Source organism: Paracnuella aquatica (genome assembly GCF_003332885.2).
GTDB lineage: Bacteria > Bacteroidota > Bacteroidia > Chitinophagales > Chitinophagaceae > Flavisolibacter > Flavisolibacter aquaticus.
Genome location: NZ_QOWJ01000013.1, coordinates 97,748 through 124,117, shown reverse-complemented (window position 1 = coordinate 124,117; position 26,370 = coordinate 97,748). Strand labels below are relative to the sequence as shown.

Here is a 26,370-nt window from a genome sequence, read left to right as displayed (position 1 = left end):
TTTAAAAGGATACGGATCAATAACACTTACAGCAGCTCGTATGTTTGGCCCTCCACTGCCAGTTCGGTGGCTGGAAATACTTCTCTTGTTTCCTGAACAAATGGTTCCAGTTCGCTGTACTTTGAGCTGAAATGCCCGATCAGCAAGCGTTTTACGCCAGCCTTCATTGCCAGCCTGCCCGCCTGCCGCGTGGTGGAGTGAAAACGGTTGTATGCCTGCTCCTGGAAATTATCGAGATAAGTCGTTTCATGATAGATCATGTCGAAATCCCGGATGTGCTCGATGATGCGTTCGTCGTAGCGGGTGTCAGCACAAAAGGCATATTTTTTCCCGGGCACCGGTGCGGTGGTCAGTTCCCTGTTGGCGATAACAGAACCATCGGGTTTGATATAATCGAGTCCCTGTTGCAAACTATTGTAAAACGAAACCGGTATGCCGGCTTCCTCCACTTTGTCAATGATCAATTTGCGGCGGTCCCTTTTTTCTTCAAACGAAAATCCATAGGTGGGAATCCGGTGATCGGTGCGAAAACTTTTGATGCGGATTTGCTCATTGTCCACCAGCGTGGCATTGCCATCCACTAGGTGAAAATGAAGCGCATAAGGCAGTTGTGTTTCGGCTACCTGCAGCTGCAGTTCAATGATTTGCTGCAGTGCCGCCGGGCCAAATATGTGCAGCTCCTGGCTGTGCGATAGCAATCCAAAAGTATTGAGCAGGCCTACCAACCCGAAATAATGATCGCCGTGCAGGTGCGAAATAAATACATGCGAAATTTTGCTCCGCCTGATCTTGTATTTGATCATTTGTATTTGCGTGCCCTCACCACAATCTACCAGGTAGTTGGTGCCATCCAGCGTTACTACTTGGCTGGTGGGGTGCCGGTTAAAAGCAGGTACGGCCGAATTATTTCCCAGGATCGTTACCGATAACATGTGCTGTTCTCCTTTGTTGTAAACCTTTATTTGTAAACAGAGTTTTGGCCGCTTGGGTTCTTCGCCCGGTGCAAACTAAACAATTCGGTGCTGTATACCCGCAAATCGTTGTAAGGTTTGCCGGATGGCGCCCAAATATCCCGAACCAAAAAGCAACAAATGAATCAGCAGCGGGTATAGGTTGCACACGTCCCATTCATCTTTATAGTTTGGCGGCAGGGGTTTATGGTAATGATAGGCTTGGTAAAATTGGGCATCAAACCCGCCAAATAAGGCGGTCAGACCCAGGTCGACGGACGGGTGGCCAAAATGTACTGCCGGATCGATCAGCACCGGAACGCCACCGGCGCCGCACAAATAGTTGCCGCTCCAAAGATCGCCGTGCAGGAGGGTAGGTGCAGCAGGTGAAAAGATTTGCGGCAATTGGTTGCACAACTTTTCTATTTGGTTTGTTTCGCTTTTACCCAACAAACCATTATCTGCACATTTCACTGCCAAAGGCATCAGGCGGCGCTGCGCAAAAAATGCCGTCCATGTGGGTGCATCGCCATTATCTTGCGGCACCGAACCCATGTAGTTGTTTTCAAAACTGCCAAAAGCCGTTCCTTCAACAGAATGCAATGCTGCCAACGCCGCCCCGAAGTTTTTCCAAAACGTTGGTGTGGGTTGGTCTTCGGCAATCCATTCCAACACCAGGTATTGCAATCCTTCCATTTCGCCCTGCGCAATTACCTCCGGCGTTTTTGTATACGACCGCAACGCGGCCAGGCCTTTGGCTTCCTGCGCAAAGAGTTGGGGAAATTTAGTAGCAGAATTGAGCTTTACAATAAAAGAGGGATGGCCTTGATGGGATACCTTGTACACCTCGTTGATGCTGCCGCCAGCCATTGAGGTAAAATGGCTAGGCTGCAATTGCCACCCGCAAATAGGAGAAAGCACGGGTAGCAGTTGCGGGGACGGCATCACGGGTTACAGGTTTTCTTCGTCGCCCAGGAGTTCCCGTTCAATCTCTTCCATTTGCACAATATCCCATGCTTCGCTTTCGGTGGGCGTTACATTCATCAGTTCCAACAGGTCGGTTTTGTCTAAAAATTCTTCCACTGGGGGCTGCAGGCTGCAAACAACAAAGGAGGCATTTTGTTCGTAAAAATGCTGTTGTAACTTTACCAGCATCTCGGCTGCATCTTCATCCAGTGCAGCCACTTGTTCCATATTCAGCACAACGTTCCGCACATCCTGTTGCAGCAAAGGCTGCAGTTGCTGGTGCAGGCTCGCTGCCATATTAGCAGTTAGGTGTTCAGAAGCAACACTAATGGCATGAAATTTTTCTTTGGTACTGGTTTTGACATCCATATAGAGCGGAAAAAAGGTTAACAAATACTGTGAAACCCCCGGTCAAATTTATTCGTTATAATTGTATTACACACGAAACATAAGGACTTCAAATGGATAATAATTTTTCCTCGCAGGTAAAAGAGATCATTTCCTTCAGCAGGGAGGAGGCCCTCCGGCTGGGTAATGATTTCATCGGCACCGAGCACCTGCTTCTGGGCCTGATCCGCGAGGGCGACAATACCGCGGTGCGAATTTTGAAAAGCTTTAATGTAGACCTTTACGAATTGCGCAAAGAAGTGGAGCTGGCTGTAAAAGATAAAACCGGTAAAAACATTGCCAACATCAACAGCCTGCCACTGACCAAGCAAGCCGAAAAGGTGATACGCGTAACCGTTCTGGAAGCGAAAGCATTAAAGAGCCCCACCGTGGAAACCGAGCACCTGATGCTTTCAATTCTAAAGAACAAAGAAAACATTGCTACTCAAATCTTAAATCAGTTTGACGTGGATTACGATCTGTTCCGACAAGAATTAGGCATGGTAAAATCGAACGACGCCCGAGCCGAATACCAGGAAGAAGACGACAACGATTTTGACGACGAAAAAAAGTATTCGCAACAGAAACGTTCCCAGTCTGGTGCTGCTAAAAGCAAAACACCCGTGCTGGACAACTTTGGCCGCGACATTACCAAGCTGGCCGAAAGCGGCACGCTGGACCCTATTGTGGGCCGCGAAAAAGAAATCGAGCGGGTATCGCAAATTTTATCCCGCCGTAAAAAGAACAACCCCATTTTGATTGGTGAGCCCGGTGTGGGTAAAACCGCGATCGTGGAAGGCCTGGCGCTGCGCATTGTGCAGCGTAAGGTTAGCCGGGTGCTGTTCGACAAACGCGTTATTTCATTGGACCTGGCAGCCTTAGTTGCCGGTACCAAGTACCGCGGCCAGTTTGAAGAACGCATGAAGGCGATCATGAACGAGTTGGAGAAAAACCGTGACGTGATCCTGTTCATCGACGAGATCCACACCATTGTGGGCGCCGGCGGTGCATCGGGTTCGCTGGATGCTTCCAACATCTTTAAGCCGGCACTGGCCCGCGGCGAGCTCCAATGCATCGGCGCCTCCACGTTGGACGAGTACCGCATGTACATCGAAAAAGATGGTGCGCTGGATCGCCGTTTCCAAAAAGTGATGATCGATCCGCCAAGCGTGGATGACACCATACAGATCCTGAACAACATCAAATCGAAGTACGAAGATTACCATAACGTAAACTACGATGATGAAGCGATCCTTGCCTGCGTAAAGCTGAGCGACCGCTACATTACCGACCGCCTGCTGCCTGACAAGGCCATCGACGTGATGGACGAAGTAGGAGCAAGGGTGCACCTGAAAAACATCAACGTGCCCCAAAATATCTTGGATCTGGAGAAAAAGATCGAGGATATTAAAGTGGAGAAAAACCGCGTGGTGAAAAGCCAGAAGTTTGAAGAAGCTGCAGCCCTGCGCGACACTGAAAAGCGCCTGGGTGAAGAGCTGGAAAAAGCTAAGGCACAGTGGGAAGAAGAAAGCAAGCACAAACGCTATCCCATTGGTGAAGAAGAAATTGCCGAAGTGATTTCGATGATGACCGGCATTCCGGTGCGCCGCATGGTGGAAGCCGAAACCGAAAAGCTCCGCAAAATGTCCGACGAAATGAAAGGCATGGTAGTAGGGCAGGACGAGGCCATTACCAAAGTGGTAAAAGCCATCCAGCGGAACCGCGTTGGTTTGAAAGATCCGAAAAAGCCGATCGGCACCTTTATATTCCTTGGCCCTACGGGTGTAGGTAAAACCGAGCTGGCCCGTGCACTGGCCCGCCATATGTTCGACTCGGAAGATGCGCTGATCCGCATCGACATGTCGGAATACATGGAGAAATTTACCGTAAGCCGCCTGATTGGTGCGCCTCCGGGATATGTAGGATACGAAGAAGGCGGCCAGCTTACCGAAAGGGTACGGCGCAAGCCATACAGCGTGATCCTGCTCGACGAGATCGAAAAAGCACACCCCGATATTTACAACATCCTGTTGCAGGTGTTGGATGATGGCCAGTTGACCGACGGCTTGGGCCGCAAGGTGGATTTCAAAAACACCATGATCATCATGACCTCCAACATTGGTGTGCGCCAATTGAAGGACTTTGGTGAAGGGGTTGGTTTTGCCACACAAGCCCGCATTCAGAACGCGGATGAGAACAATAAAGCAGTGATTGAAAAAGCACTGAAGCGTACCTTCTCGCCTGAGTTCCTGAACCGGATCGACGATGTGATCATCTTTAATTCTCTGAGCAAAGAAAACATCTTCGAGATCATCGACATCCTGATGAAAGGTGTGATGAAGCGCCTCAACAACCTGGGTTTCTCGCTGGAACTTTCCGGCGAGGCCAAAGACTTTATTGCCGAAAAAGGCTATGACAGTCAGTTTGGTGCCCGCCCGTTGCACCGCGCTATCCAGAAATACCTGGAAGATCCGCTGGCAGAGGAGATCCTCAACATGAATATCAAGCAAGGCGATGTATTGATCGCCGGGCTGGATAAGGAGGCTGGCAAGATCACTTTTGAACTGCAGCGTCCGGTAACCGCCGAGTCGTAAGCAGGAATGACAATAATTGTAAGGCTGTCCCGTTGGGGCAGCCTTTTTTTATGCCTTCCTGTAATCTTTCCACACCGTTTGTGGTTAATAAATTTGTCAGCAATTTTGCCGAAGATGCAACAGGATAAAAAAATCATCATCACCATCGACGGCTGGTCATCGTGCGGTAAAAGCACACTGGCCAAAGAGCTGGCCGCAGCTTTGGACTATGTGTATGTGGACAGCGGCGCAATGTATCGGGCCATCACGCTGTATTTTTTGCGTAACCACGTCGATTGGTCGCATGACGACGCGGTTCATGAAGCACTGGAAAACATCAGCCTCGAGTTTGTATACAGCCCGGCACACAAGCAGTCGGAAATGCACCTCAACGGCGAGAACGTGGAGTACGTGATTCGCGACTTGGTGGTAGCCGAGAAAGTAAGCGAAGTAGCTGCGATAGCCGAAGTGCGGAAGTTTGCCGTAGCCCAACAGCAAAGAATGGGCAAATTAAAAGGCATCATCATGGATGGCCGCGACATCGGCACGGTGGTTTTTCCGGAGGCAGAGCTGAAAATCTTTATGACCGCCGACAACGCAGTTCGGGTAGAGCGTCGGTTTCAGGAATTGTATGCCAAAAACCCGAACGTTACGCTGGAAGAGGTAAAGAATAACCTTGAGCTAAGAGATTACATTGATTCGCACCGCGAGGTAAGTCCGCTCCGAAAAGCCGACGACGCCATAGTGCTGGACAATACCCGACTGACCCACAGGGAACAGTTTCAAAAAGCGCTGAAATTGGCACAACAAAAAATTGGTGAACAATAGGCCAATTCGTTTCCGGAATGCCCCAATCATATATAATTATTTACCTTTTATGCCCTGCGAAATGCGGGGCATAATTTTTTTGTGCAGCTAACTCGGTATAAAAAAAGCACCCATCCAAGAACCCCGTCGTTAAGGTGTAGGATTTTTTTCCTCATTTTTTGAATGCGGGTATGGCCGAGCTGCGCTTCCTTTCCAGGGCGCTACAATCAGGCGCTGCTTTCTTTTTACCACTCCACGTTCCAACTCTTTTGAAAGTTACCCGAATGTTTTGGCCGGAGCCTTTTCCGGTACAGGTTTCCAATATCCCTGCAAAGTCCCCACAGCCGCCGGTGCGGTAATCTCCCTATGGTCCTATTTAACCGGTTAAACCTGTAAAAACATCAAACTTTCAACATGAAAACATCTTTACGCTTTTCTTTTCTCTTTTTGCTTGTTTCCTTTTTTTCGTTTGTTCAGGCACAGAATGGTAATGGAAACGGCAATGGTAATGGCAACGGAAATAACGGCAACGGTAATGGTAATACTTGCGTTGTTGAGCAAGTAGGTATTCAAGTAACAAATAGTGTAGCTACTGCTTCTGGAGGTTGCACAGTCACCGCCAATATTTATTTTGTAGCAAAAGAGCGGAACAATGGACAAGAATTTTTTAATGTCCATTTGTGGCAGCAAGCTAATCGGCCTGCCAATTTGAATTTTGACAACCCGCTGCCTACATCAGCGCTTAACGCTGCCCTCCGCAATTTTGTAATTGAGGATAAAGGCCAGGGGAATGTTCGTAATTGGCAACTAAGCCAGTACTATAATAGGAACGAGAACAATCCTGCTTTCAGTATTGGTAACGCCACATTAACTGTTTATCGTGTTCGAGAGAATGAGCCTATTCCTCCAGGCTTAGAGAGTTTTTCCGGGTTCACATATTTTATTATCAGCAATGTTGTGTTCACAACAACGACTCCTTGCAATAACCTCGGACTAATTGCAGATGTAACCGGATCCAATGCTGCTCAGAATCAAAATATGCAGTGCACCAATACTGGCCTTGCTGTGTTCACTTGTCAAACGCCCCAGCAGAATTATGATCCATCACTAAGTGGAGAAATTATTTGTAGCACACCCAATACGTTCACAATTTCAGCAAACAATGCTGGTGGATGTTTTCCTTATTACATTTCTTACGATGTATTTGCTGACTTAAATAACAATGGTGTAGTAGAGCCAGGTGAGCCTGAAGTAGGTGGTGGACTTTCAGAGGACTTCTTCATAATATTCCCAGGCGCAACACAAAATAAAGCGGCACGGCAACTCCCAGTAAACACTGTGGGTAAAGACCTGATTATCGCAAACATCCGCACCTTCACTGCAGATCCTTCGGGTGTACGTGAGGAAACGCTGCCCAACGTAGTAATTACCAGCACCTGCGAAGAAGCACCATTACCGGTTACCTTCAAATCATTCAATGCTGGCCGTAAAACAACTAATAAGCAGCAGGTCGAACTTTCATGGGAAACTGCGATGGAACAAAACAACAAAGGCTTCCATGTGCAACGCAAAGTAACCGGCGGATGGGAAACTGTTGCCTTTGTATTCTCTGCAGCGGAAGGCGGCAACAGCACTGATGCACTGCGCTACAGCTTTGTAGACAACAACAATGCAGCCGGCATTTCCCAGTATCGCCTGTTGCAGGAAGACATCGATGGCCGTGGTGCTTACAGCGCAATTAAATCGGTACGTGGGGTAGGGCTGCAAAGCGGACTGGTAGTGTATCCCAACCCCGCGGTAGGTGGCAAGGCAAGTGTGCTGTTTGCCGATGTGCAAACCACCCGCGACGTGATGATTGCCGACATGAGCGGCCGCATTGTAAAACAATACCGCGAGGTGGCCGATAACACCCTCACCATCGAAGGGTTGGCTGGTGGATTCTACACCATCCGTGTGGTAGATAAAAAGACCAGTACAGTAGAAGTGGCGAAACTGGTTGTACAGTAACGTTAGTACTTAGCTTTAATACATGAAACAGGGAACACAATTGTGTTCCCTGTTTTTTTATAAAAAATATTTTGTCATTTGAAAAAAGGCACTACTTTTACCTCATCAATTCCCACTCACTATCCCCTGAAAGCCTCGATTAATCCCTTATTCACATAACCTTCATCACGATCAAAGCTCCCGCTTTGCGTCCTGATAGTTTTTTCAATACCGGCCAACCGGTAATGTGCCCTATATCCCTTGTAATCGCCAACTAACAACTCCTTCCTAGCACTAACCACACAAGGGTTCGTTTCATTTTTCTTTCTATACCAATCGCACATTTAAACTATCGTGTATGAAAAAAAGTCTACGCTCTTTTTTGACGGTACTTGCCGTCTTCACCGCTATGCTTGCTACTGCCCAGGGCAACGGTAATGGTAACGGCAATAATGGCAACGGAAACGGCAATGGTAACAACGGTAACAATAAACCTGCAACTGCCTGTGGCGTGTCGGGTGTTAGCGTTGAAGTTGTAGGCACGCCCACCAGTACCGGCAACACTTGTACCGCTGAAGTAAACCTTTATTTTACAGCAGTAATTGATCGTAAAAACGTACGTTTTGTAACGGCACACATTTACAATCGCAACGCATATCCTACCGTTGTTTACAACGAAAATGGTACTGCGCCCACTAAACAACAACTGGGAAATGTTTTAGCAACCGTTGTACTGGAAAGAGACCCAGGCCAGGCGCCGCAAAAGGGGTGGAAGATTTCCAGCGTTTATAGTGACAAAACTGTTCCAGTTGTTACAAAGGATCTGCAGCTGATATATGCTGAAACGCCAAACAATGCAGGTGGGCTTGAGAACTTTTTTGGCGACTATTTTTACTTTAATGTTAGAGGCCTGAAACTCACTGTAGCTGGCGCTTGCAGCGGTCTCAGCAGTGATCAATTTGTTGCTGATATTTGGTCGGGAGGTGTTAAAAACGAAAAAGTACTTTGTGCCAGCAAAAATGTTTCGCTTGCCAATTGCGATGCGACAACATTGCCCATCATTACCGGGTTTATCAACTGCCAGGTTACCCCACGAGCCTACACTATTACATTGAACAACACCGGTAACTGTCGGCCGTTTTTTGTTGACTATAAAGTGTACCGTGATGTCAACAACAACCAAGTAAAAGATGCAGCAGATAAGCAGGTCAACGAATTTGACAATGATGGGGATGGCTTGTATGACAATGTTGGTATCTTAGTTCCTGGCCAAGGTGCCGTAACAACGAAACTCCGCCCTGTGGCGGATTTGAAAGGCAGCTTCTTATTTGTTGAAGCTACTTTGTACTCTCCACTTGCTAATGGTGCAGTTGATATCATTACAGTTCAAGGTTTTCCCTTGGAGGGATGTGAAGAAGCGACGTTGCCCGTTAAATTCAAAACATTCAACGTTCAGCGCGACAACCAGAAAAAGCAGCAGATCAACTTGAGTTGGGAAACAGCGATGGAGCAGAACAATGCCGGCTTCCAGATCCAGCGCAAAGTGGGCAACAACTGGGAAACTATTGCCTATATTCCTTCGAAAGCGCCCAATGGCAACAGCAACTCGGCCATCCGCTACCAATATGCTGATAACAATACCTTCCAGGCTGTGTCGCAATACCGCTTGCAGCAGGAAGACCTTGATGGCGCCCTTGCTTATAGCGATGTGAAATCAGTAAGGGGTATTGGCCATGTAGGTACGCTGCTCATTTATCCCAACCCTTCGGAAAGCGGCCAGATCAACCTGCTGTTCTCCGAGCCCGGCACCCGCGAAGTGCTGGTAAGCGACCTCAGCGGCCGTATTGTAAAACAATACCGCGAGGTATCGAGCACACTGCTCACTATTGACGGACTTGCCGGTGGGTTTTACACCGTAAAAATAATCGACCGCAAAACTGGTGCTGTCACCGTAGAAAAAGTGGTTGTAAAGAAGCGATAGTTTAAGGTTGGTTATTCAACTTCAAAGGCGGTCTTCAGACCGCCTTTTTCTTTATATGGTAAAAAAATAAAACATTTTTGTGCCCGATTATAAAAAGGCCTTACTTTCGGTCTGAATTACAAGTCATCCACTACCTCTAGAAAGCTTCTTCCACCACAATTACCATACGCATAACAGCCAGGATTGAATCCTTTTTAAACACCAGCGGCCTTAGCTACTTGTTGCAGCATTGATGTGTGATTTTGCCTGTACCATGTGCTGAAACCCGCGCTAATACTATGTTATGGTAAGTGTAGACACCGAGAAACAGAAACTGCTTTCAAACGTTTTCCCCAAAAATGAGGCCTGGGTGTAGATAAAATAAATTAACAGGCTCTTGCATATGTGGAAAAGGAGTATTACTTTAGCTCATCTATTCTACTCCATCATTCCTCTGTACAAAAGCCGTACCCCCAAAGTCCTCAGTTAAACAATTTCACTTTACTATTTCGATCAATCAATAGATCCCGATCCTAGCTAACTGCCTTGTGCGCTATGCACATTATTGTTCCAAGCCATCCTATACAATAGCCGTCTTTTCCTACTCCTTTGCGAACAACCTCAAACGCGGGTTAACAACACCATCTATACACTACTTAAACTAAAACTGTCGCAAAATGAAAAGACTTTTACTCTCGATTTTATTTGCATTAGTAGTCATGACAAACCTTATGGCACAATGCGACCCTAATGCTGTCACAAAGAGATGGACAGGGACTGGTAATTCAGGGGATTTAGCCGGGCCTATTCCTATTTCGGTTGATGGCAGTGTAGTGGATTGGCAAACGCACATTATAGGTAGCTACACTGCAGTCGGGACTGATGCTTACAAGAATTATAATCCATATCTAGCTCCTGTTGCCCCTGGTAACGTTCAAATAGATGGATATGATGACGATGTAACGATCAATAATGTGGTTGGTACTGATTTGGATGACCCTCAAGCAAGTTCTAGAGATTTGAGATATTTCGCTTTCACATTTGATAAAACGAACATTTACTTCTATTTCAGAAGGCCAGCTAATGGAACAACCCAAATGAGTTTTTACTACTTCATGGATATCAACGCAGATGGTTATATGCGGACTGGTGAGCCTGTTGTTAGAATTGGAATAACAAATAATTCTGCCCCAACAATTACCATGTGTTATTATCAAGAGAAATCACCTGCTGCTGCTGGGAGTATAATTGGATTAGGGGACCCTATGACCAGTCCAAGTACTGGCCTTGCAGATGGCTACAATATGCCTGGAAGTGTTGTTCAGGTGTCGAACCAGCCTACCGTAAATGTCGGTGAACTATTCAACGCATCATTATTAGAAAGTGGTTACGGTGTTGAATTCGTTGTTCCATTTAGTTTTTTAAAAACCTATACAGGCCTAACACTTCCTACATTAAGCTACACACGCGTCTTTACTTGGCACGTATCCTTAAACAATGGGAGTGGCGGACCTACTGTCGACGCTTCCAAATTTGAAGATAATGCAGGTGGTTGCTGTTCTGGTCTTGCTGTTTCGGGTGATCCGCTTACAGAATTACAAACGCCGGTTTCAGTTGAAACACTTAGCAACCCTCTAACCCAATTCCGAATTCGGTTGGCTTATTTAGAAAAAGCTGGTGCTCCGACTAACGTGGCTTTAAGTGAGGTTGTATTTACAAATGATGTAGTTTATGGTACGGCTCCCGATCCGACAGCATATATAGTGAAAGTGGCTGTTGATAACAATAACGATCAAATACCTGATGGCAACACATATCAGTATGTTTATAGCAGTGTTACAAATAAATACATTCCTGAAACTGATTTAAAAACGGCGATTAGTTCAGTTGCTCCTGGTAGTACAGCACGATTCTTAGTTGATGTTGATTTTGTGACCTCTGGAATTAAATCAGTGAATGTTGGCTTTGCAAATATCAGTTCTTTGAATCTCAATCAAGGCGCTTGTCTTGTGCAAAATGCACCAGTTTCTAATCAGGCAAATATTCTAATAACGACCGTGCTCCCCGTTAAATTCACCTCCTTCACCGCCGCCCGCAACAAAGCCAACAAACAACAAGTAGACCTCACCTGGACCACCGCCCAGGAACAAAACAACAAAGGCTTCTACCTCCAGCGCAAAACCGGCAATGAGTGGAAAGATGTAGCCTTTGTATTCTCTGCTGCAGAAGGCGGCAACAGTTCCGAGGCACTGACTTACCGCTTTAAAGATGCCAACACGCATCCCGGCGTATCGCAGTACCGCTTGTTGCAGGTTGACCTGGACGGCAAAGCGACCTACAGCAACATTGTTTCCTTGATGGGCGACACACCAAAGAGCAGCGTGGTGATTTACCCCAACCCAGCAGTGGGTGGCAATGTAAACCTGGTGTTTGCCGATGGCGAATCAGCCAAGCAAGTACTGGTGAGCGACCTGAGCGGCCGCGTGGTGCAGCAGGCCCGCAACATCACTACCGCCAGCCACGCCATTAGCGGATTGAAAACCGGTTTCTACACCATCAAAGTAACCAATACCAAGACCGGTGAAACAGTAGTGGAAAAAATCATCGTTCCTTAATCAACCGGAGCACACAATAAAAAATGGCGGCCAACTGGCCGCCATTTTTTATTAATTTGATTTACAAAATCGAACTAAGACTTTTTCTTGATCTCCAACAGTTCCACTTCAAAAACAAGGGTAGAACCTGCAGGGATGGAACCCGCTTCGTTGGTGCCATAACCCAGTTCGTAAGGAATGTAAAACTTGAACTTAGAGCCAACGGGCATTAATTGAACACCTTCGGTCCATCCGCGGATAACGCCGCTAAGCGGAAATGAAATTGGCTGGCCGCGTTTGTACGAATTGTCAAACTCCTGCCCGTCGATCAGCGTGCCCACATAGTTCACGGTTACGGTATCTTCTGCAGTAGGCTTTTCGCCGGTACCTGCTTTCAATATTTCGTATTGCAGTCCGGATGCAGTGGTTTGCACGCCGCTGCGTTTGCCGTTTTCTGCCAAAAACTTCTGCCCGGCTTCAATCTGGCCTTTTGCTTTTCCTTCCTGCGCCTGCATCATCACCCGCATCATCACAGTGTTGCACTGTTGGTCATCAAGCAACACTTTCTTTTTGCCCAGCACATCTTCAATTGCCTGCGCCACCGCCTTCGAGTTGATGCCGTTCATGCCTTGTTGCTGGTAAAAATTAGCTACCGATACCCCAATGGCATACGATGCCGAGTCGGTAATGGACTTCAGGCCACCCGGGGATGCCGGCTTTGCCGCGGGTTTGGCTGCAGGTTTTGCGGCGGGCTTGGCTGCTGTGGTTTTTACGGCAGTTACCGGCTTTTTGGTTTGTGCAAAAGCCGCCGCCGAAGTGAGCAGCAAGGCTGCCACAAAAGTTTTCTTCATAAAAAGGTAATTAGGCCGCAAAAATAGGGACTGCCGGCTAAGCCGCTTGTAAAGGTTCCCCTAATTTCGCTGCAGCCTGGGGCAGCCGTGCTGGCGCATTTTGTTAAAAAATTTGATGCAGTGAATATTTGGAGGCCTTGTTTTCGCCAATCGATGCAGCAATGTTTACATCAATCTGCATCAGCACAAAACGCTGCCCTTTTGCTGACCCGATACAACGCTTAAAAACGAAACGCTAATAATGACTGAATTTGTTCGCGCGGTACAGATCCGCTGGTCCGACCTGGACCCCAATTTTCACCTCCGCCACTCCGTGTATTATGATTGGGGTGCCTTTTGCCGCATGGAGTTTTTAAACGCCAATGGGCTAACGCCAGCCGCCATGGCCAAACTGGGCATCGGGCCGATCCTGTTCCGGGAAGAGTGCACTTTTCGCAGAGAAATACTAATGGGCGATGAAGTGAGCATCAAACTTTCGGTTGTACGTGCCCGTGAAGATTTTTCGCGTTGGAGCATCCAGCACCAGATTGTGAAGGCCGGCGACACCGTTTGTGCCACCATCACGGTAGACGGCGCATGGATCGGTATCCGCGAACGCAAACTCGTAACACCGCCCGAACAAGTACATCATGTATTTGAGCTAATGCCCAGGGCTGAGGTGTTTGCGTGGCAGTAGCGTTTTGCAATTGACGATTGACGATTTCGGATTTACGATTGTGGGAACCCGATAACCATAGTTATCCTTCCATTTGCAGGAACCCCGAATCGTAAATCGTCAATCTAAAATCGTCAATCACAAATATTTCACCTGGTCGGGAAACTTACTGATGTGGGCGCTGAGCAGCATGCGGATGGTACTGTTGTCTTTATACGGTTTGATGTATTCTTTCACTGCTTCAAGCTCCAGTTGCTCGGCATCTTTAGGCAAATATCCCATGCCGAAAAATTCGCCCTGCACCACCATGATGCAGGAAATTTCTTCGTCGTCCAGCCCCTTATCCATCAACAGGTAGGAGGGGCGGCGGGTAAGCGATGCAATGGCATCCAGCACCCGTTGGTTGTATGCCGCCGGCGGTTCCTTTTTTTCACAGGCGCCGTGGCAGTATCCTTCTGCAATGCCCACACAACCGTCATTATCGGTTTGCATAAAACAAAGGCGCGGACACAGGTTGTATTCGCTCATTAGTTTGCGCAGTACACCGTGCCCATCCACTTTGTAATGGAATGTGTAAATGGGATGGCTGTTCTTGCGTTTTTTTTCAATGGCCAGCCGCATATAGCCGTTCTGATCTTCATACATAAATATGCCGAACAGCTCCTCAGGCTTTTTTTGCGCAGCATTAAAAGGCGGCCACAGGCGTTTAATTTCGGTGCTTTCTAAAATGGCCGCCATCAGCTCGGTAGCCGTAGCCTGGAAAGAAATGGCGTAGGTGTTTTTCAAAAAGTTTTGCCGCTGCCGGCTGTCGCTGTTGGTGCTAAAATGTTGCGTTACCCGTTTGCGCAGATCCTTGGCTTTGCCCACATAAATCACCTTGCCTTTTTGGTCGTGGAAATAATATACGCCGGGTGTGTGGGGCAGCTGCGCAAAATGCTCTTTAGGCACATTGGGAGGCAACATGGCTTCTTTGGAATGACGCAGCAAACTGGCGTCGATCAAACCTCTCGTGTCGTTGGCCAGCATCAGCTTAAACAGTTGCACCGTGGCCCGTGCATCGCCGCCAGCGCGGTGCCGGTCGGCCACTTCAATGCCCAGTGAATGACACAAATTACCCAAGCTGTACGACGGAAAGCCGGGAAAGATCTGCCGTGCCAAACGCACCGTGCACAGCTTTTTTACATTAAGCGTATACCCGAAAAACTGGAGGTGATTTTTGATAAATGAATGGTCGAAGTTGACATTGTGGGCCACAAAAATATTGCCCTGCAAAATGGTAAACACCCGCTGGGCCACTTCTTCAAACCGCGGTGCATCCTGCACCATCTCGTTGGTGATGCCGGTAAATGCCTGTATATAACGCGGAATAACCTGCCCCGGGTTGATGAGGGTTTCATAGGTTTCGATCACCGCCTCGCCATCAAAAACCTGCACCGAAATTTCGATGATGCCGTTGGCTGCAGCATAACCGCCGGTGGTTTCAATATCTACAATCGCATACATCGCCGGGTAAAGTATTTTTGGTGGGACGAAAAGCCCACGAAGTTCTAATATTTTTAGTAATGGTACAACGGGAAGATAAGATTTTGATGTTTTATAACAGGCTGCAGAAAGTGTACAGGCACCTGAGCAAGCAGGCGGGCCGGCAGGGCGTGGAATGCTACCGCATTTACGACCACGACCTGCCCGAAGCGCCGTTTTTGATTGAACGCTATGGCGGTGCGCTGTATGTGTCGGAGTACAAACGGCGCCATAACCTTACCGATGCAGAGCACGACGAGTGGCTGGAGCAATGTGCCGACGTGATGACGGAAGTAACGGGTATTCTGCGGGAGCATATTTATATAAAACTGCGCCAGCGCAAAGAAGGCCGCCAGGGTCAATATCAAAAGCTGGACGAGCAGCGCAACGAGTTTGCGGTGGGCGAAGGCGGCCTGCAGTTTTGGATAAACCTGACCGATTACCTTGACACCGGCCTGTTCCTCGACCACCGCATAACCCGCGGCATGGTGCGGGATGAGGCAAAAGGAAAAAGGGTGCTCAACCTGTTTTGTTACACCGGCTCGTTTTCGGTGTATGCGGCAGCGGGCGGCGCATCGGAGGTTGTTTCGGTGGATCTTTCCAAAACCTACCTCGACTGGACGCAACGCAACATGCAACTGAATTTTCCCCAATACAATCAGCACCGCGTGGTGCATGCCGATGTGCTGCAGGAACTGAAAAGGCTACCACCCGAAAGCTTCGACCTCGTTGTGCTGGACCCGCCCACCTTTAGCAACAGCAAACGAATGGACGATATCCTGGATGTGCAGCGCGACCACCCGCAACTGATCAACGATTGCCTGCGGCTGCTGGCGCCGGGCGGCGTTGTTTATTTCAGCACCAATTTTACCAAGTTTAAATTGGAAGTGGAGAAGTTAAAGTCTGCCGATGTAAAAGATATAACCAAAGCCACTACGCCGTTTGACTTTGCGGGAAAACTGAACCGGTATTGTTTTAAGATTTGGAAATAAAAAAAGCCGCTGTTAAATACAACAGCGGCTTTTTTTGGGCTTTCATTTTAATATACAACTGACAATGCCTTTTTATCGTTTGAGTTGAATGGCCGGTTGGTTGTGCTGCTCAAACAAGCCAGCATCCATGATGCTGCATCAGGCCCGGTGGGTGTGCCTGCAATATGAACGGCCCCAACGGTGCTTGCTCCTTCGTTGCCACCGCTGCCGCAGCTATAAGCACGGTTCATATAGTCGGTGTGACGGAATCCAATACAATGGCCCATTTCATGCGCAATTACTGTAGTCATAAAACCATCGCTGTAGGCGCTGTATTTATTGGCGTATTTTATTTCAGAATACGGCGCGCCAGTGTTTGAAGGAAAACCGGCAGACGCTATATACTGGCCGGTATTCACCATTCTGATGACAATATTGCCACCGCTTGCCACACGCTGAAACTTGATGGTCAGTCTTTCTGCATTGTACCGTGCAATGGCGTTATCAACGGCTTTAGAAAACGCACTGCTTACCGTACCACTTACGCTAACCGTAATTGTTGGATACTTTGTTGAAGAGACCGTGTTGAACGTTCGGTATTGCTCTTCCTGTGCAATAATCAGGTTGGGAGATGTGGGGTTTTGGTTCAGGTATTCGTCGGTCAGCACAATGTCGCCTTCTACCAAATATCCGCCTTCTGTACGCTGCACCTCTGTTTTGCTAAAACCAAGGCTGCCAATTTTTGCCATTACAGCTTCAGGAATTTCGTTATCGGCTGCGGGTTCTTTTACATCTTTGGCGCAACCAAATGCAATCAGTGTAACCATGCCGGCGGCCGCCAGCAAATGGGATGTTTTTCGCATGGTGATGAGGATTTAGGTTAAGGAAAGTTTACCCATCAATTTACTATAAATTTTTATTTGTTAAAAGAAATATAACGCAGCTAGTGGCCTGGTGACGAACCAACAATTCGATTTTCCGCCCTCGTCCAAAACAAAAAGCCGTTCAGGAGGGAACGGCTTTTTGTTTTACAAGGATTTTATTTTTAATAAACGTAACTCAATGCTTTAATATCGTTTGCATTAAAAGGCCGGTTTATATTGTCGCCGATACAAGCCAGCATCCAGGAGTTGGGATCGCCGCCGGTAGGTGTGCCCGGAATGTGCACGGCGCCTACGCCGTTTGTGGCCTGGCCTTCGTTCGATTTCCTGCCGCCGCAGCTATAAGCACGGTTGGCATAATCGGTATGACGGAAGCCGATGCAATGGCCAATTTCATGTGCAATGATGGTGGCAATATAATTTACATTAGTTGAGCCCGTACTGGTACTGTAATGATAAGTGTTCATACGCACCTGGTTGTATGGAGCGCCGGTGCTGGAGGGAAAGCCTGCGGAGCCAAGCGTGTTGCTTACTTCGTAAAAAGCAACCACGTTGATGTTGGCGCCGGTAGTTGCCCGTTGAAATTTGATGGTGAGCCCATGCGCATTGTACCGCCTGATTACTTCATCCAGCGCCGCGGAAAATGCGGCCTCATGGTTTGCAGATGAATTGTTCAAGGCAACTTTGATGGTTGGATATTTAGTAGCGCTTACCACGTTAAAGGTTCGGTATTGCTCTTCCTGGGCCACAATCATGTTGGGCGATTGGGGCGATTTATCCAGGTCGGATGCGCTCAGCATAATGTCGCCTTCCACCAGGTAATCGTTGCCTACTTTCTTAATGTTTTCCGTGCTAAACCCAAGTTTTTCAATTTTTGCCAGGTCGTTGGTGGGTAGGGCGTCGGCTTCAGATTTTGTTTCCTTTTTGCAGGATGAAACTGTGGCCATCAGCATTAAAACGACTGAGGCGGAGCAAAGCATTTTCTTCATGTGTTTTTCGTTTTTTGTTTTCTAAAGGTGAAATTCAATTTACAATTCTTTAACACATCAAAATTTATTTGCTTCCGAAATAATGTGCGCCGGCATCGGCGCTAAACGGCCGCCGGGTATGATTACGAAAAAAATCGAGTGGTTTTACGCTGCCTTATTGCATTAAATTGCTCAACATGATCCGCAAAATTTTTGAGCTGCTGTGTGTTGTTTTTTGTGGTACCGGTTTGTACGCACAGCCCGTGCTTTCCGCAGGTGTAGCAGCGCGGATTGGTGGGCAAAAAATAGGCGGCTACAGAGACAGCATCACGCTGGTGGTACGTATGCCTGCCGGCAAAATGCTGGCAACGCCACACCGGTTGCTGCAGTCGTATGAGCCAGCCGGGCTGCAGCTGGTTCGGGTGGCGGCGCAACAAGCTGCGACGCTACAACAGGAGCGGGGTGCGCAATACATCGACTTGGCCCATGCGCCAAAAGAGGAGGTGACAACCGGCAGCATGGACCTGACGCTGAACCGCCTTAATTTTGCGCACCAACAGTATAACAGCATCCGCGGCCAGGGCATCCGGCTTTCCATTAAAGAACAGGCTTTTGATACCTCCGATATTGACTACCGCAACCGTTATTTTTTAACCGCCATAGAAGCGCCATCGAATACCACCCATGCGGCACTGATGGCTACTATTGCCGCTGGTGCCGGCAATTCATCGCCGCAGGCAACCGGTGCAGCACCTGCAGGACGGCTTCATTCTTCTTCTTTTTTCAACCTGCTACCCGATGCAGATTCGCTTTTTGCGCAGCAGGGCATCTCAGTGCAAAACCACTCGTACGGTACGATTGTGGAAAACCGCTATGGGCTTGAAGCAATGGCTTACGATGTGCAGGTTTGGAACAACCCAACGTTGTTGCATGTATTTTCTTCCGGCAATTCAGGGACAGCAGCGGGCACTGGGCCGTATGCAGGCCTGGCCGGCCGGGGCAACCTCACCGGCAATTTTAAATACGCCAAAAATGTACTCACCGTTGGCGCTGTTGATTCGTTTGGAAAGGTGCCCACGCTTAGTTCAAGAGGGCCTTCATTTGATGGCCGCATCAAACCAGAGATTGTAGCGTTTGGTGAAGACGGCAGCTCGGGTGCTGCGGCATTGGTATCGGGCACCGCGGCCTTGGCGCAGCAGGCATACCGGGAAAAGTTCGGCCAATTGCCCACTGCTGCGTTGGTGAAAGCGGTGCTCATCAACAGTGCAGTTTCAGGTCAAGCGGGTGTTAATCACCAATCCGGTTGGGGTAGCCTGGATGGTTGGGCAGCCATCAAAACCGTGAATGAAGCACGATGCAGTACCGTTACCCTTTCCAAGGGCGGGCAAATCGCCATTCCTATAGTTGTTCCGGAGCAAACACGTTCCATAAAGGTCACCATTAGCTGGACCGACACCGCAGCTGCCGTGGATACAGCAACCGCGTTGATCAATGATGTAAACGCAATGCTACGCGGCAACGGCGGGCAGTGGCTGCCCTGGGTTTTGTCGGCCCACCGCGATTCGCTTAACCTCCCTGCAGATCGGGGTATTGATTCGGTCAATAACACGGAGCAGATCAGTATTGCCTTTCCTGCAGCCGGTGTTTACCAGTTGGTGTTGGATGGTACGAAAATTAAAACCGCCACACAGCCCGTAGCCATTGCGTGGCAGCTCGATACGGCTGCCGCTTTTTTATTTACACACCCCGCACCGAATGAACCCGCTACGATCGGAGAAAATATTTTGCTTCGGTGGTCTACAGCATTAACGGGAAAAGGAACGCTGCAGTGGTCAAATGGAGGAGGAGCGTGGCAAACCATTGCTGCCGACGTTGATCTCGAACGGGGGTATCACTACTGGCTGCCCTCCGGAAATGCAGGGCCTGCGCAGGTACGAATGACGGCAAACAACGGTAATGTTTTTACTTCTGAGTTGTTCGTGTTGAGCAACACTACGGCATTGAATGTTGGCTTTCAGTGCGCCGATTCGGTGCTGCTTACGTGGAAAGCCGCAGGCAACGGCAGATATCAATTGTACCAGTTGGGCCAGCACTACATGGAGCCGCTGGCAACCGTGCAGGATACTTTTGTAGTGCTCCGGCCGCCTACAGGCTCGTCCCGCATTTATAGCATTGCGCCGCTAGTGGCGGGCAAACCCGGAATACGCAGCGCTGCATTGAGCATTGCCGGGTCGGGAACAGGTTGTTATATCAAAGGTTTTTTTGTACAGGAAAAAGGCACGGACTGGGTGACGCTGCGGGCCCAACTGGGTACGCTTTACGGTCTTTCCCAAATCCGGCTGCAGCAATGGGTTCCAGGGGCGGGTTTTGCCACCATTCAAACAGTTCCTGCCATGGATGTGAACATCAGTTTTACCGACAGTTCGCTCTTGTCCGGCATCAATCGTTACCGGCTGGAATTGGTGTTGCAAAATGGCGCAACGGCATACAGCGAAGAAGTGGATGTGTACCAGTTTGTGCCGCTTCCCGTTATGGCTTATCCCAACCCGGTTAGCCGCAACGGCAGTTTTACACTGGTTACCGAACTGCCCGGGAAATACACTGCCGAGATGTACGACCTGCAAGGGAAAATGATTGCCAGATGGACACTGCAAAACCAACCTACGGTTGTCGCTGCTCGTTATAATGCCGGTTTGTACTTTTTGCGCATCAAAAGCGACGATGGTGTTGCAGGCGTCATTAAATTAGTGGTGTACTAGGGGGAAAGTAAAAAGGCAATAGTCAAAAAATCGTTGGTGCCGTTTGAAGCTTGCTTTTTGTTACATTTCTATTTCCGTTTCAACCAAAATACCTAACAACCATGCGCAAGATTATTTTGAACCTGGCGGTTACGCTGGACGGATTTATTGAAGGCCCCAACGGCGAATACGACTGGTGTTTTACCGACCAGGATTACGGCATGAAGCAGTTTTTTGAAGAAGTGGACACGGTGATCTACGGCCGAAAATCGTACGAACTGGTGACCAGCATGGAAGGCGGGCTCGACCAGTTTCCAAAAATGAAGAACTACGTGTTTTCCAGAACACTACAAACTGCACCACCCGAAGCAACATTAGTAAACACCGATCCGGAAACATTTGTAGCAAGCATACGTAATGAACCGGGAAAAGACATCTGGCTGTTTGGTGGAGCCGAACTGGCTGCAGCCTTCCTGGAGCAGGGTTTGGTAGATGTGTTTTGGTTGAGCGTTCATCCCATTTTATTGGGCAGCGGCAAGCTGCTGTTTCCACAGCAAAATAGCCGAACACCATTGGAATTGATTGAATGCAAAGCTTACGATTCGGGACTCGTTTCCTTAAAATACCAGCGCAAGCAATAAATAAAAAAAGCGAAGCACAAGGCTTCGCTTTTTTTATTTCGACGTTCGTTTTTTTAAACGGTTTGCAACACGTTGTTCATGCTGCGTACAGCATCAGCACTTTTTGCAAAAAGCGCTTGTTCGTCCGCGTTAAGCTGGAAGTCGAGGATTTTTTCCCAGCCCCTTTTACCCAAAATAACAGGCACGCCCAGGCAAATATCGTTTTGGCCGTATTCGCCTTCCAGTTTCACACTGCAGGTAATCAGTTTCTTTTCGTCGCGTACAATGGCTTCCACCATTGCCGCTCCGGCTGCACCCGGTGCATACCATGCCGATGTGCCCAGCAGCTTGGTAAGGGTAGCGCCGCCCACCATGGTATTTTGCACAATTTCCTTTTGCTTTTCTTCGCTCAGGAAGTTGGTAACGGGTACGCTGTTCCAGGTAGCCTGGCGAATCAGCGGGATCATGGTGGTGTCGCCGTGACCGCCCACTACCACTGCATTCAGGTCGGCAGGAGAGCAGCCCAGCTCCAGCGCCAGGTAGCATTTAAAACGGGCACTATCCAGTGCGCCGCCCATGCCAATGATGCGCTCTTTAGGCAGGCCGGTAGCTTGCAGGGTCAGGTAGGTCATGGTATCCATTGGGTTGGACACGATGATGAAAATAGCTTCAGGAGAATGTTCCAGGATATTTTGCGCCACACCGCGAACGATGCCGGCATTCACGCCAATCAGTTCTTCGCGGGTCATGCCGGGTTTGCGGGGCAGGCCCGAAGTAATCACCACCACATCAGAGCCGGCGGTTTTTGCGTAATCGTTGGTGCTGCCAATAATGCGGGTGTCAAAGTTGAGCAGGGCGGCGGTTTGCGTCATATCGAGGGCCTTGCCTTCAGCTACTCCTTCTTTAATATCAAGGAGTACCAGTTCTTCGCACAGTTCTTTGCGTGCAATATTATCGGCTACGGTTGCGCCTACGGCACCGGCACCTACAACAGTTACTTTCATGAGCGATGTTTTTTTGTGGGGTTAAAGGTAAATTGAAAATGTAGAGCACAGGAGCAACAAAAAGAAAAAGGAAAAGTTTTTAGCGGTGGCTTCATTTGCAATTGCTGTTCAATGAATCTGCCGCGTCACATTTTTCCAATCCCTTTTTTATTATTTAAAAGTTGCCAGTATTTTTTCCAGCGGCATCGAGCCTTCAAAGCCGGTGATCAAGCTTCCTTTTTTATTGTAAAATGCCAGGTAGGGCAGGCTGTGCACGCCGTAAAACGAGGGAAGTATATAGCTAAAATCGCGGCCCACCACCAGGTTGGGATAACCCGAAAGCTTGTACGTTTCCACAAACTGGTTCATTTGCCACAGCGGGTGCATGGTGGACATTACAATATGTATGTCCTTCCATTTTTCCCTGTTCTGTACCAGCTCTTCGGCGGTGTGCTGGCAATGGCTGCACTCGGGGCTGAAGATCATGAGCAGCAAGGGCTTTTTCTTGGGCAGGTCGGCCTTGGTATATTTGGCAGCACTATCGGCCAGCAGCAACTGCAGCGGCGGCACGGTTGGAAAGCGTAGGTAGGGGGCCTGCTTTTCTGCTTCCTGGGCATTTGCAAAATAGGAGGCCAGCAACAGGCACAAAACAACTAGTGGTTTCATATACAACAGGTTTGGGCTGAGCTGCGAAAGTAAGCAATTGCGGGTGAGGGCTGTTGTTACGCTGCATGGGCAGGCCGCAGGCCCAAAAGTATTGGCGCCTGCTATTTTCCTGCGCCGGTTTTTGCACATTTGCATTAGCTTTGCCCGCCCAATGGGCAAAACCCATCATTTTTAAATCGTATTTATTTTATGGCAACAACAGCAGACATCAGCCGTGGTTTGATCATCAAGCTGGACGGAAGCCTGTACAAGGTGATCGAGTTTGGCGAAAACAAAACGGCACGTGCCGCCGCTAAAGTGTGGGCAAAGCTGGCCGGCGTTGATAACAAACGCAGCATCGAAAAAACCTGGAACAGCGGCGATAACATTTACCCTGTTCGTGTGGAGCGCAAAGACTATCAGTATTTGTATAAAGACGATACCGGTTACAACTTTATGGACAATGAAACCTTTGAACAGGTGGCCATTGCCGAAGAACTGATCGACGCACCACAGTTCCTGAAAGACGGCCAGGAAGTTTCTGTATTGTTTAATACCGAAACCGAAAGCCCCATGAGCGTGGAGCTGCCCGATAAAATTGTACTGCTGGTAACTTACAGCGAACCCGGCCTGCGTGGCGATACCGCTACCCGCACCCTGAAGCCAGCCACCGTAGAAACCGGCGCTACCGTAATGGTACCCCTGTTTGTAAACGAAGGCGAAATGATCCGCGTAAACACCAAGTCGGGTGAATACGTAGAGCGGGTAAAATAAGCCTGTCAATTTCTACAACAACAGGCAATCGGTTCGATGCACATGTTGCGCAATATATCAATAAGGCCTTCTTCACGGGAGGCCTTAGTTTTTCCCACGATGCATACACGTAAACTTCTTTGCATGTGTTGAGCGCACATTTACAGTGGTAGTGGCTGCGCCTTTGCGGCATTCTTTTTATAGTAAAAAAATGTGCAGCCGCGTAACACGTTGCCGCTTAGCAAAGTCAGTTGCAACAAATAAAAAGATTGCTTTCTTTGTCGACACTATACACATCTAAAACATAAATCTTTTACAAGGTGGTTTTGCCGTTCTTTGTATCTTAGCCGCCCTGTTTAACAAAAAATAACAAAATTGAAACAGATGGATTTCAAGCAAATACAGGAGTTGATCAGACTGGTCAGCGAAACCAACTTAGGTGAAGTAAGTATTGAGCAGAAAGATTTTAAAATATCGATCAAGAACCGCGAAGAACACATTACGCAGGTAATGGCCACCATGCCCCAGGCTGCAGCCGCATACCAGCCGGCAGCTTTGCCACAGGCGCCTGCACAGCAAGCCATTGCAGCACCTGCTGCATCCGGAGCCGCTGCACCGGCCGAAACAGCATCCAACCTGCTGACCATCAAAAGCCCCATGATCGGCACGTTTTACCGTCGCCCGTCACCCGATAAATCCAACTTTGTAGAAGTAGGCGATGAAGTGTCGACCGGCAAAGTGGTGTGCATCATCGAGGCAATGAAATTGTTCAATGAAATTGAAAGCGAAATTTCTGGCAAGATCGTGAAGATACTAGTGGAAGATTCCTCTCCGGTAGAATACGACCAGCCCCTGTTTTTGGTGGAACCGGCATAAAAGCAAAAAAGAATGGCCCCAGATAGAAAAGGGCCATTTTTGCATTTGTTCCGGTTTTTTGCAAAACAAATTGCTGCAAGGCTCCTAAAGCTTGCTGCCTGTTACATCGGGTCATCGGCCCGAAATTTTTGATGTATTAGTTGAAGCGAAAATAAGTTCCGGGCCTTGTGCAAACACTGCATGCCACATACACCCTTGGGCTCTTCGGGTGTTTATGTTTGCAGTACTAATGAAATGAGAGCGGTAAGCCGGCAGTCCGGATGCGCAAGGTCACATTTTCAAATTTTCAAATTTGTTTCATGTTCAAAAAAGTTCTTATAGCCAACCGCGGTGAGATTGCACTCCGGGTAATTCGTACCTGCCGCGAGATGGGTATTAAAACGGTTGCTGTTTACTCCACTGCCGACCGCGACAGCCTGCATGTGCGCTTTGCCGACGAGGCCGTATGTATTGGCAAACACCAAAGTTCTGAGTCGTACCTCAATATCCCGCACCTGATGGCTGCGGTGGAAATCACCAACGCCGATGCCATTCACCCAGGTTATGGCTTCCTGGCGGAGAATGCAAAATTTGCCCAGATCTGCGCCGACCACGGCATCAAGTTTATTGGGCCTACCCCCGAAATGATCACCAAGATGGGGGATAAAATGACGGCAAAAGAAACCATGATCGCTGCCGGCGTTCCCATTATCCCGGGCAGCCAGGGCCTGCTGCAAAGCCTCGACGAAGCCCGCTTTCTGGCTAAGGAAATGGGTTATCCCGTGATCCTGAAAGCTACTGCCGGTGGCGGTGGCAAGGGCATGCGGGTAGTGTGGAGCGATGGTGAAATGGAGCGTGCCTACAACACCGCTAAAGCCGAAGCCGGTGCCGCGTTTAAAAACGACGGCATCTATATGGAAAAGTTCATCGAGGAGCCACGCCACATCGAAATCCAGGTGGCCGGCGACCGCTACGGCACCGTGTGCCACCTCAGCGAACGGGATTGCTCCATTCAGCGCCGCCATCAAAAGCTGGTGGAAGAATCGCCATCGCCGTTTATGACGCCCGACCTACGCAAAAGAATGGGCGATGCGGCTAAAAAAGCTGCACAGGCCATCAACTACGAAAGCGTGGGCACTGTTGAGTTCCTGGTGGATAAGCACCGCAACTTCTACTTCATGGAAATGAACACCCGGATCCAGGTAGAGCATTGCGTAACCGAAGAAGTGATCAATTACGACCTAATCAAAGAACAGATCAAGATCGCCATGGGTGAAGCCATTTCGGGCCGCGACTATGAGCCGCAACTCCATGCCATCGAATGCCGCATCAATGCCGAAGATCCATACAACGATTTCCGTCCATCCCCCGGAAAAATCACCGTATTGCACCAGCCTGGTGGCCATGGGGTGCGGGTGGACAGCCACGTGTATGCCGGTTATGTTATTCCTCCGTATTACGACAGCATGATCGGTAAACTCATTACGGTTGCCCGTACCCGTGAGGAAGCCATCGATACCATGTACCGGGCGCTGAGCGAATACGTGATTGAAGGCGTTAAAACAACCATTCCGTTTCATCTACAACTAATGCAGGACGAACGGTTCCGTTCAGGTGATTTCAATACTAAGTTCCTCGAGACTTTTAAAATGAAATAAGCAAATTGGAAATAAATAAAAAAACCGGCTTGTAACAATAAGCCGGTT

At 48.6% G+C, this 26,370-nt stretch carries 21 protein-coding genes; 12 read left to right on the top strand and 9 right to left on the bottom strand.

The window, feature by feature from the left end; all coding sequences use genetic code 11:
- Nucleotides 1–26: 26 nt before the first annotated feature.
- From DRJ53_RS16560 to DRJ53_RS16550, 3 genes are all read right to left on the bottom strand, one after another.
- On the bottom strand, nucleotides 27–932 hold the full coding sequence (locus DRJ53_RS16560) for a ribonuclease Z (RefSeq protein WP_114236776.1): 906 nt from the start codon (nucleotides 930–932) through the stop codon (nucleotides 27–29).
- A 75-nt stretch (nucleotides 933–1,007) separates the two neighbouring features.
- Nucleotides 1,008–1,895 (bottom strand): fructosamine kinase family protein, encoded by an 888-nt coding sequence (locus DRJ53_RS16555; RefSeq protein WP_114236775.1) that lies wholly within the window; start codon nucleotides 1,893–1,895, stop codon nucleotides 1,008–1,010.
- Nucleotides 1,896–1,901: 6 nt separating this feature from the next.
- Complete coding sequence (locus DRJ53_RS16550; protein WP_114236774.1) at nucleotides 1,902–2,285, bottom strand: STAS domain-containing protein; 384 nt, start codon at nucleotides 2,283–2,285, stop codon at nucleotides 1,902–1,904.
- A gap of 92 nt (nucleotides 2,286–2,377) precedes the next feature.
- Here DRJ53_RS16550 and DRJ53_RS16545 point away from each other — a divergent pair, with 92 nt between their 5' ends.
- From DRJ53_RS16545 to DRJ53_RS16520, 5 genes are all read left to right on the top strand, one after another.
- Nucleotides 2,378–4,897, top strand: coding sequence for an ATP-dependent Clp protease ATP-binding subunit (locus DRJ53_RS16545; protein WP_114236773.1), 2,520 nt, complete (start codon nucleotides 2,378–2,380; stop codon nucleotides 4,895–4,897).
- 114 nt (nucleotides 4,898–5,011) lie between these two features.
- The gene (cmk, locus tag DRJ53_RS16540; protein ID WP_114236772.1) at nucleotides 5,012–5,704 is read left to right on the top strand and encodes a (d)CMP kinase; all 693 of its coding nucleotides are present in this window, start codon (nucleotides 5,012–5,014) and stop codon (nucleotides 5,702–5,704) included.
- Between the two features lie 393 nt (nucleotides 5,705–6,097).
- On the top strand, nucleotides 6,098–7,690 hold the full coding sequence (locus DRJ53_RS16535; protein ID WP_120021128.1) for a T9SS type A sorting domain-containing protein: 1,593 nt from the start codon (nucleotides 6,098–6,100) through the stop codon (nucleotides 7,688–7,690).
- Nucleotides 7,691–8,027: 337 nt separating this feature from the next.
- Entirely contained in the window at nucleotides 8,028–9,650 is a 1,623-nt protein-coding gene (locus tag DRJ53_RS16525) for a T9SS type A sorting domain-containing protein (protein ID WP_114236769.1), read from the top strand.
- 656 nt (nucleotides 9,651–10,306) lie between these two features.
- A complete protein-coding gene (locus tag DRJ53_RS16520) occupies nucleotides 10,307–12,244 on the top strand; it encodes a T9SS type A sorting domain-containing protein (protein ID WP_114236768.1) in 1,938 nt (645 codons plus the stop codon).
- Nucleotides 12,245–12,318: 74 nt separating this feature from the next.
- Here the strand turns inward: DRJ53_RS16520 and DRJ53_RS16515 are convergent, their stop codons facing one another.
- Nucleotides 12,319–13,074 (bottom strand): BamJ family beta-barrel-assembly machinery protein, encoded by a 756-nt coding sequence (locus DRJ53_RS16515; protein ID WP_114236767.1) that lies wholly within the window; start codon nucleotides 13,072–13,074, stop codon nucleotides 12,319–12,321.
- Between the two features lie 241 nt (nucleotides 13,075–13,315).
- Here DRJ53_RS16515 and DRJ53_RS16510 point away from each other — a divergent pair, with 241 nt between their 5' ends.
- The gene (locus tag DRJ53_RS16510; protein ID WP_114236766.1) at nucleotides 13,316–13,750 is read left to right on the top strand and encodes an acyl-CoA thioesterase; all 435 of its coding nucleotides are present in this window, start codon (nucleotides 13,316–13,318) and stop codon (nucleotides 13,748–13,750) included.
- A 117-nt stretch (nucleotides 13,751–13,867) separates the two neighbouring features.
- Here DRJ53_RS16510 and DRJ53_RS16505 read toward each other — a convergent pair whose 3' ends face one another.
- Nucleotides 13,868–15,232, bottom strand: a complete 1,365-nt coding sequence (locus DRJ53_RS16505; RefSeq protein WP_114236765.1) for an exonuclease domain-containing protein — start codon at nucleotides 15,230–15,232, stop codon at nucleotides 13,868–13,870.
- A gap of 59 nt (nucleotides 15,233–15,291) precedes the next feature.
- On the opposite strand from DRJ53_RS16505, the gene DRJ53_RS16500 reads away from it, so the two are divergent.
- A complete protein-coding gene (locus DRJ53_RS16500) occupies nucleotides 15,292–16,242 on the top strand; it encodes a class I SAM-dependent methyltransferase (protein WP_241558587.1) in 951 nt (316 codons plus the stop codon).
- A gap of 47 nt (nucleotides 16,243–16,289) precedes the next feature.
- On the opposite strand, the gene DRJ53_RS16495 is transcribed toward DRJ53_RS16500, so the two are convergent.
- Nucleotides 16,290–17,084, bottom strand: coding sequence for a M57 family metalloprotease (locus DRJ53_RS16495; RefSeq protein ID WP_114236764.1), 795 nt, complete (start codon nucleotides 17,082–17,084; stop codon nucleotides 16,290–16,292).
- A 182-nt stretch (nucleotides 17,085–17,266) separates the two neighbouring features.
- On the bottom strand, nucleotides 17,267–18,091 hold the full coding sequence (locus DRJ53_RS16490) for a M57 family metalloprotease (RefSeq protein WP_114236763.1): 825 nt from the start codon (nucleotides 18,089–18,091) through the stop codon (nucleotides 17,267–17,269).
- A gap of 176 nt (nucleotides 18,092–18,267) precedes the next feature.
- Between DRJ53_RS16490 and DRJ53_RS16485 the strand changes: the two genes are divergently transcribed.
- Both DRJ53_RS16485 and DRJ53_RS16480 read left to right on the top strand, forming a co-directional pair.
- Entirely contained in the window at nucleotides 18,268–20,829 is a 2,562-nt protein-coding gene (locus DRJ53_RS16485; RefSeq protein ID WP_123893654.1) for a S8 family serine peptidase, read from the top strand.
- 101 nt (nucleotides 20,830–20,930) lie between these two features.
- Nucleotides 20,931–21,449, top strand: a complete 519-nt coding sequence (locus DRJ53_RS16480; protein ID WP_114236761.1) for a dihydrofolate reductase family protein — start codon at nucleotides 20,931–20,933, stop codon at nucleotides 21,447–21,449.
- 53 nt (nucleotides 21,450–21,502) lie between these two features.
- Here DRJ53_RS16480 and mdh read toward each other — a convergent pair whose 3' ends face one another.
- Together mdh and DRJ53_RS16470 are read right to left on the bottom strand one after the other, a co-directional pair.
- Nucleotides 21,503–22,432: a malate dehydrogenase gene (mdh, locus tag DRJ53_RS16475; protein WP_114236760.1), complete on the bottom strand. Its 930-nt coding sequence runs from the start codon at nucleotides 22,430–22,432 to the stop codon at nucleotides 21,503–21,505.
- 150 nt (nucleotides 22,433–22,582) lie between these two features.
- A complete protein-coding gene (locus tag DRJ53_RS16470; RefSeq protein ID WP_162303904.1) occupies nucleotides 22,583–23,077 on the bottom strand; it encodes a TlpA family protein disulfide reductase in 495 nt (164 codons plus the stop codon).
- A 189-nt stretch (nucleotides 23,078–23,266) separates the two neighbouring features.
- Here DRJ53_RS16470 and efp point away from each other — a divergent pair, with 189 nt between their 5' ends.
- The 3 genes from efp to accC all read left to right on the top strand — a co-directional run bounded on the left by efp (nucleotide 23,267) and on the right by accC (nucleotide 26,322).
- A complete protein-coding gene (gene efp / locus DRJ53_RS16465; protein ID WP_114236758.1) occupies nucleotides 23,267–23,830 on the top strand; it encodes an elongation factor P in 564 nt (187 codons plus the stop codon).
- 363 nt (nucleotides 23,831–24,193) lie between these two features.
- Entirely contained in the window at nucleotides 24,194–24,685 is a 492-nt protein-coding gene (accB, locus tag DRJ53_RS16460; protein ID WP_114236757.1) for an acetyl-CoA carboxylase biotin carboxyl carrier protein, read from the top strand.
- A 299-nt stretch (nucleotides 24,686–24,984) separates the two neighbouring features.
- Entirely contained in the window at nucleotides 24,985–26,322 is a 1,338-nt protein-coding gene (gene accC / locus DRJ53_RS16455; protein ID WP_114236756.1) for an acetyl-CoA carboxylase biotin carboxylase subunit, read from the top strand.
- The last annotated feature ends 48 nt before the right edge of the window (nucleotides 26,323–26,370 follow it).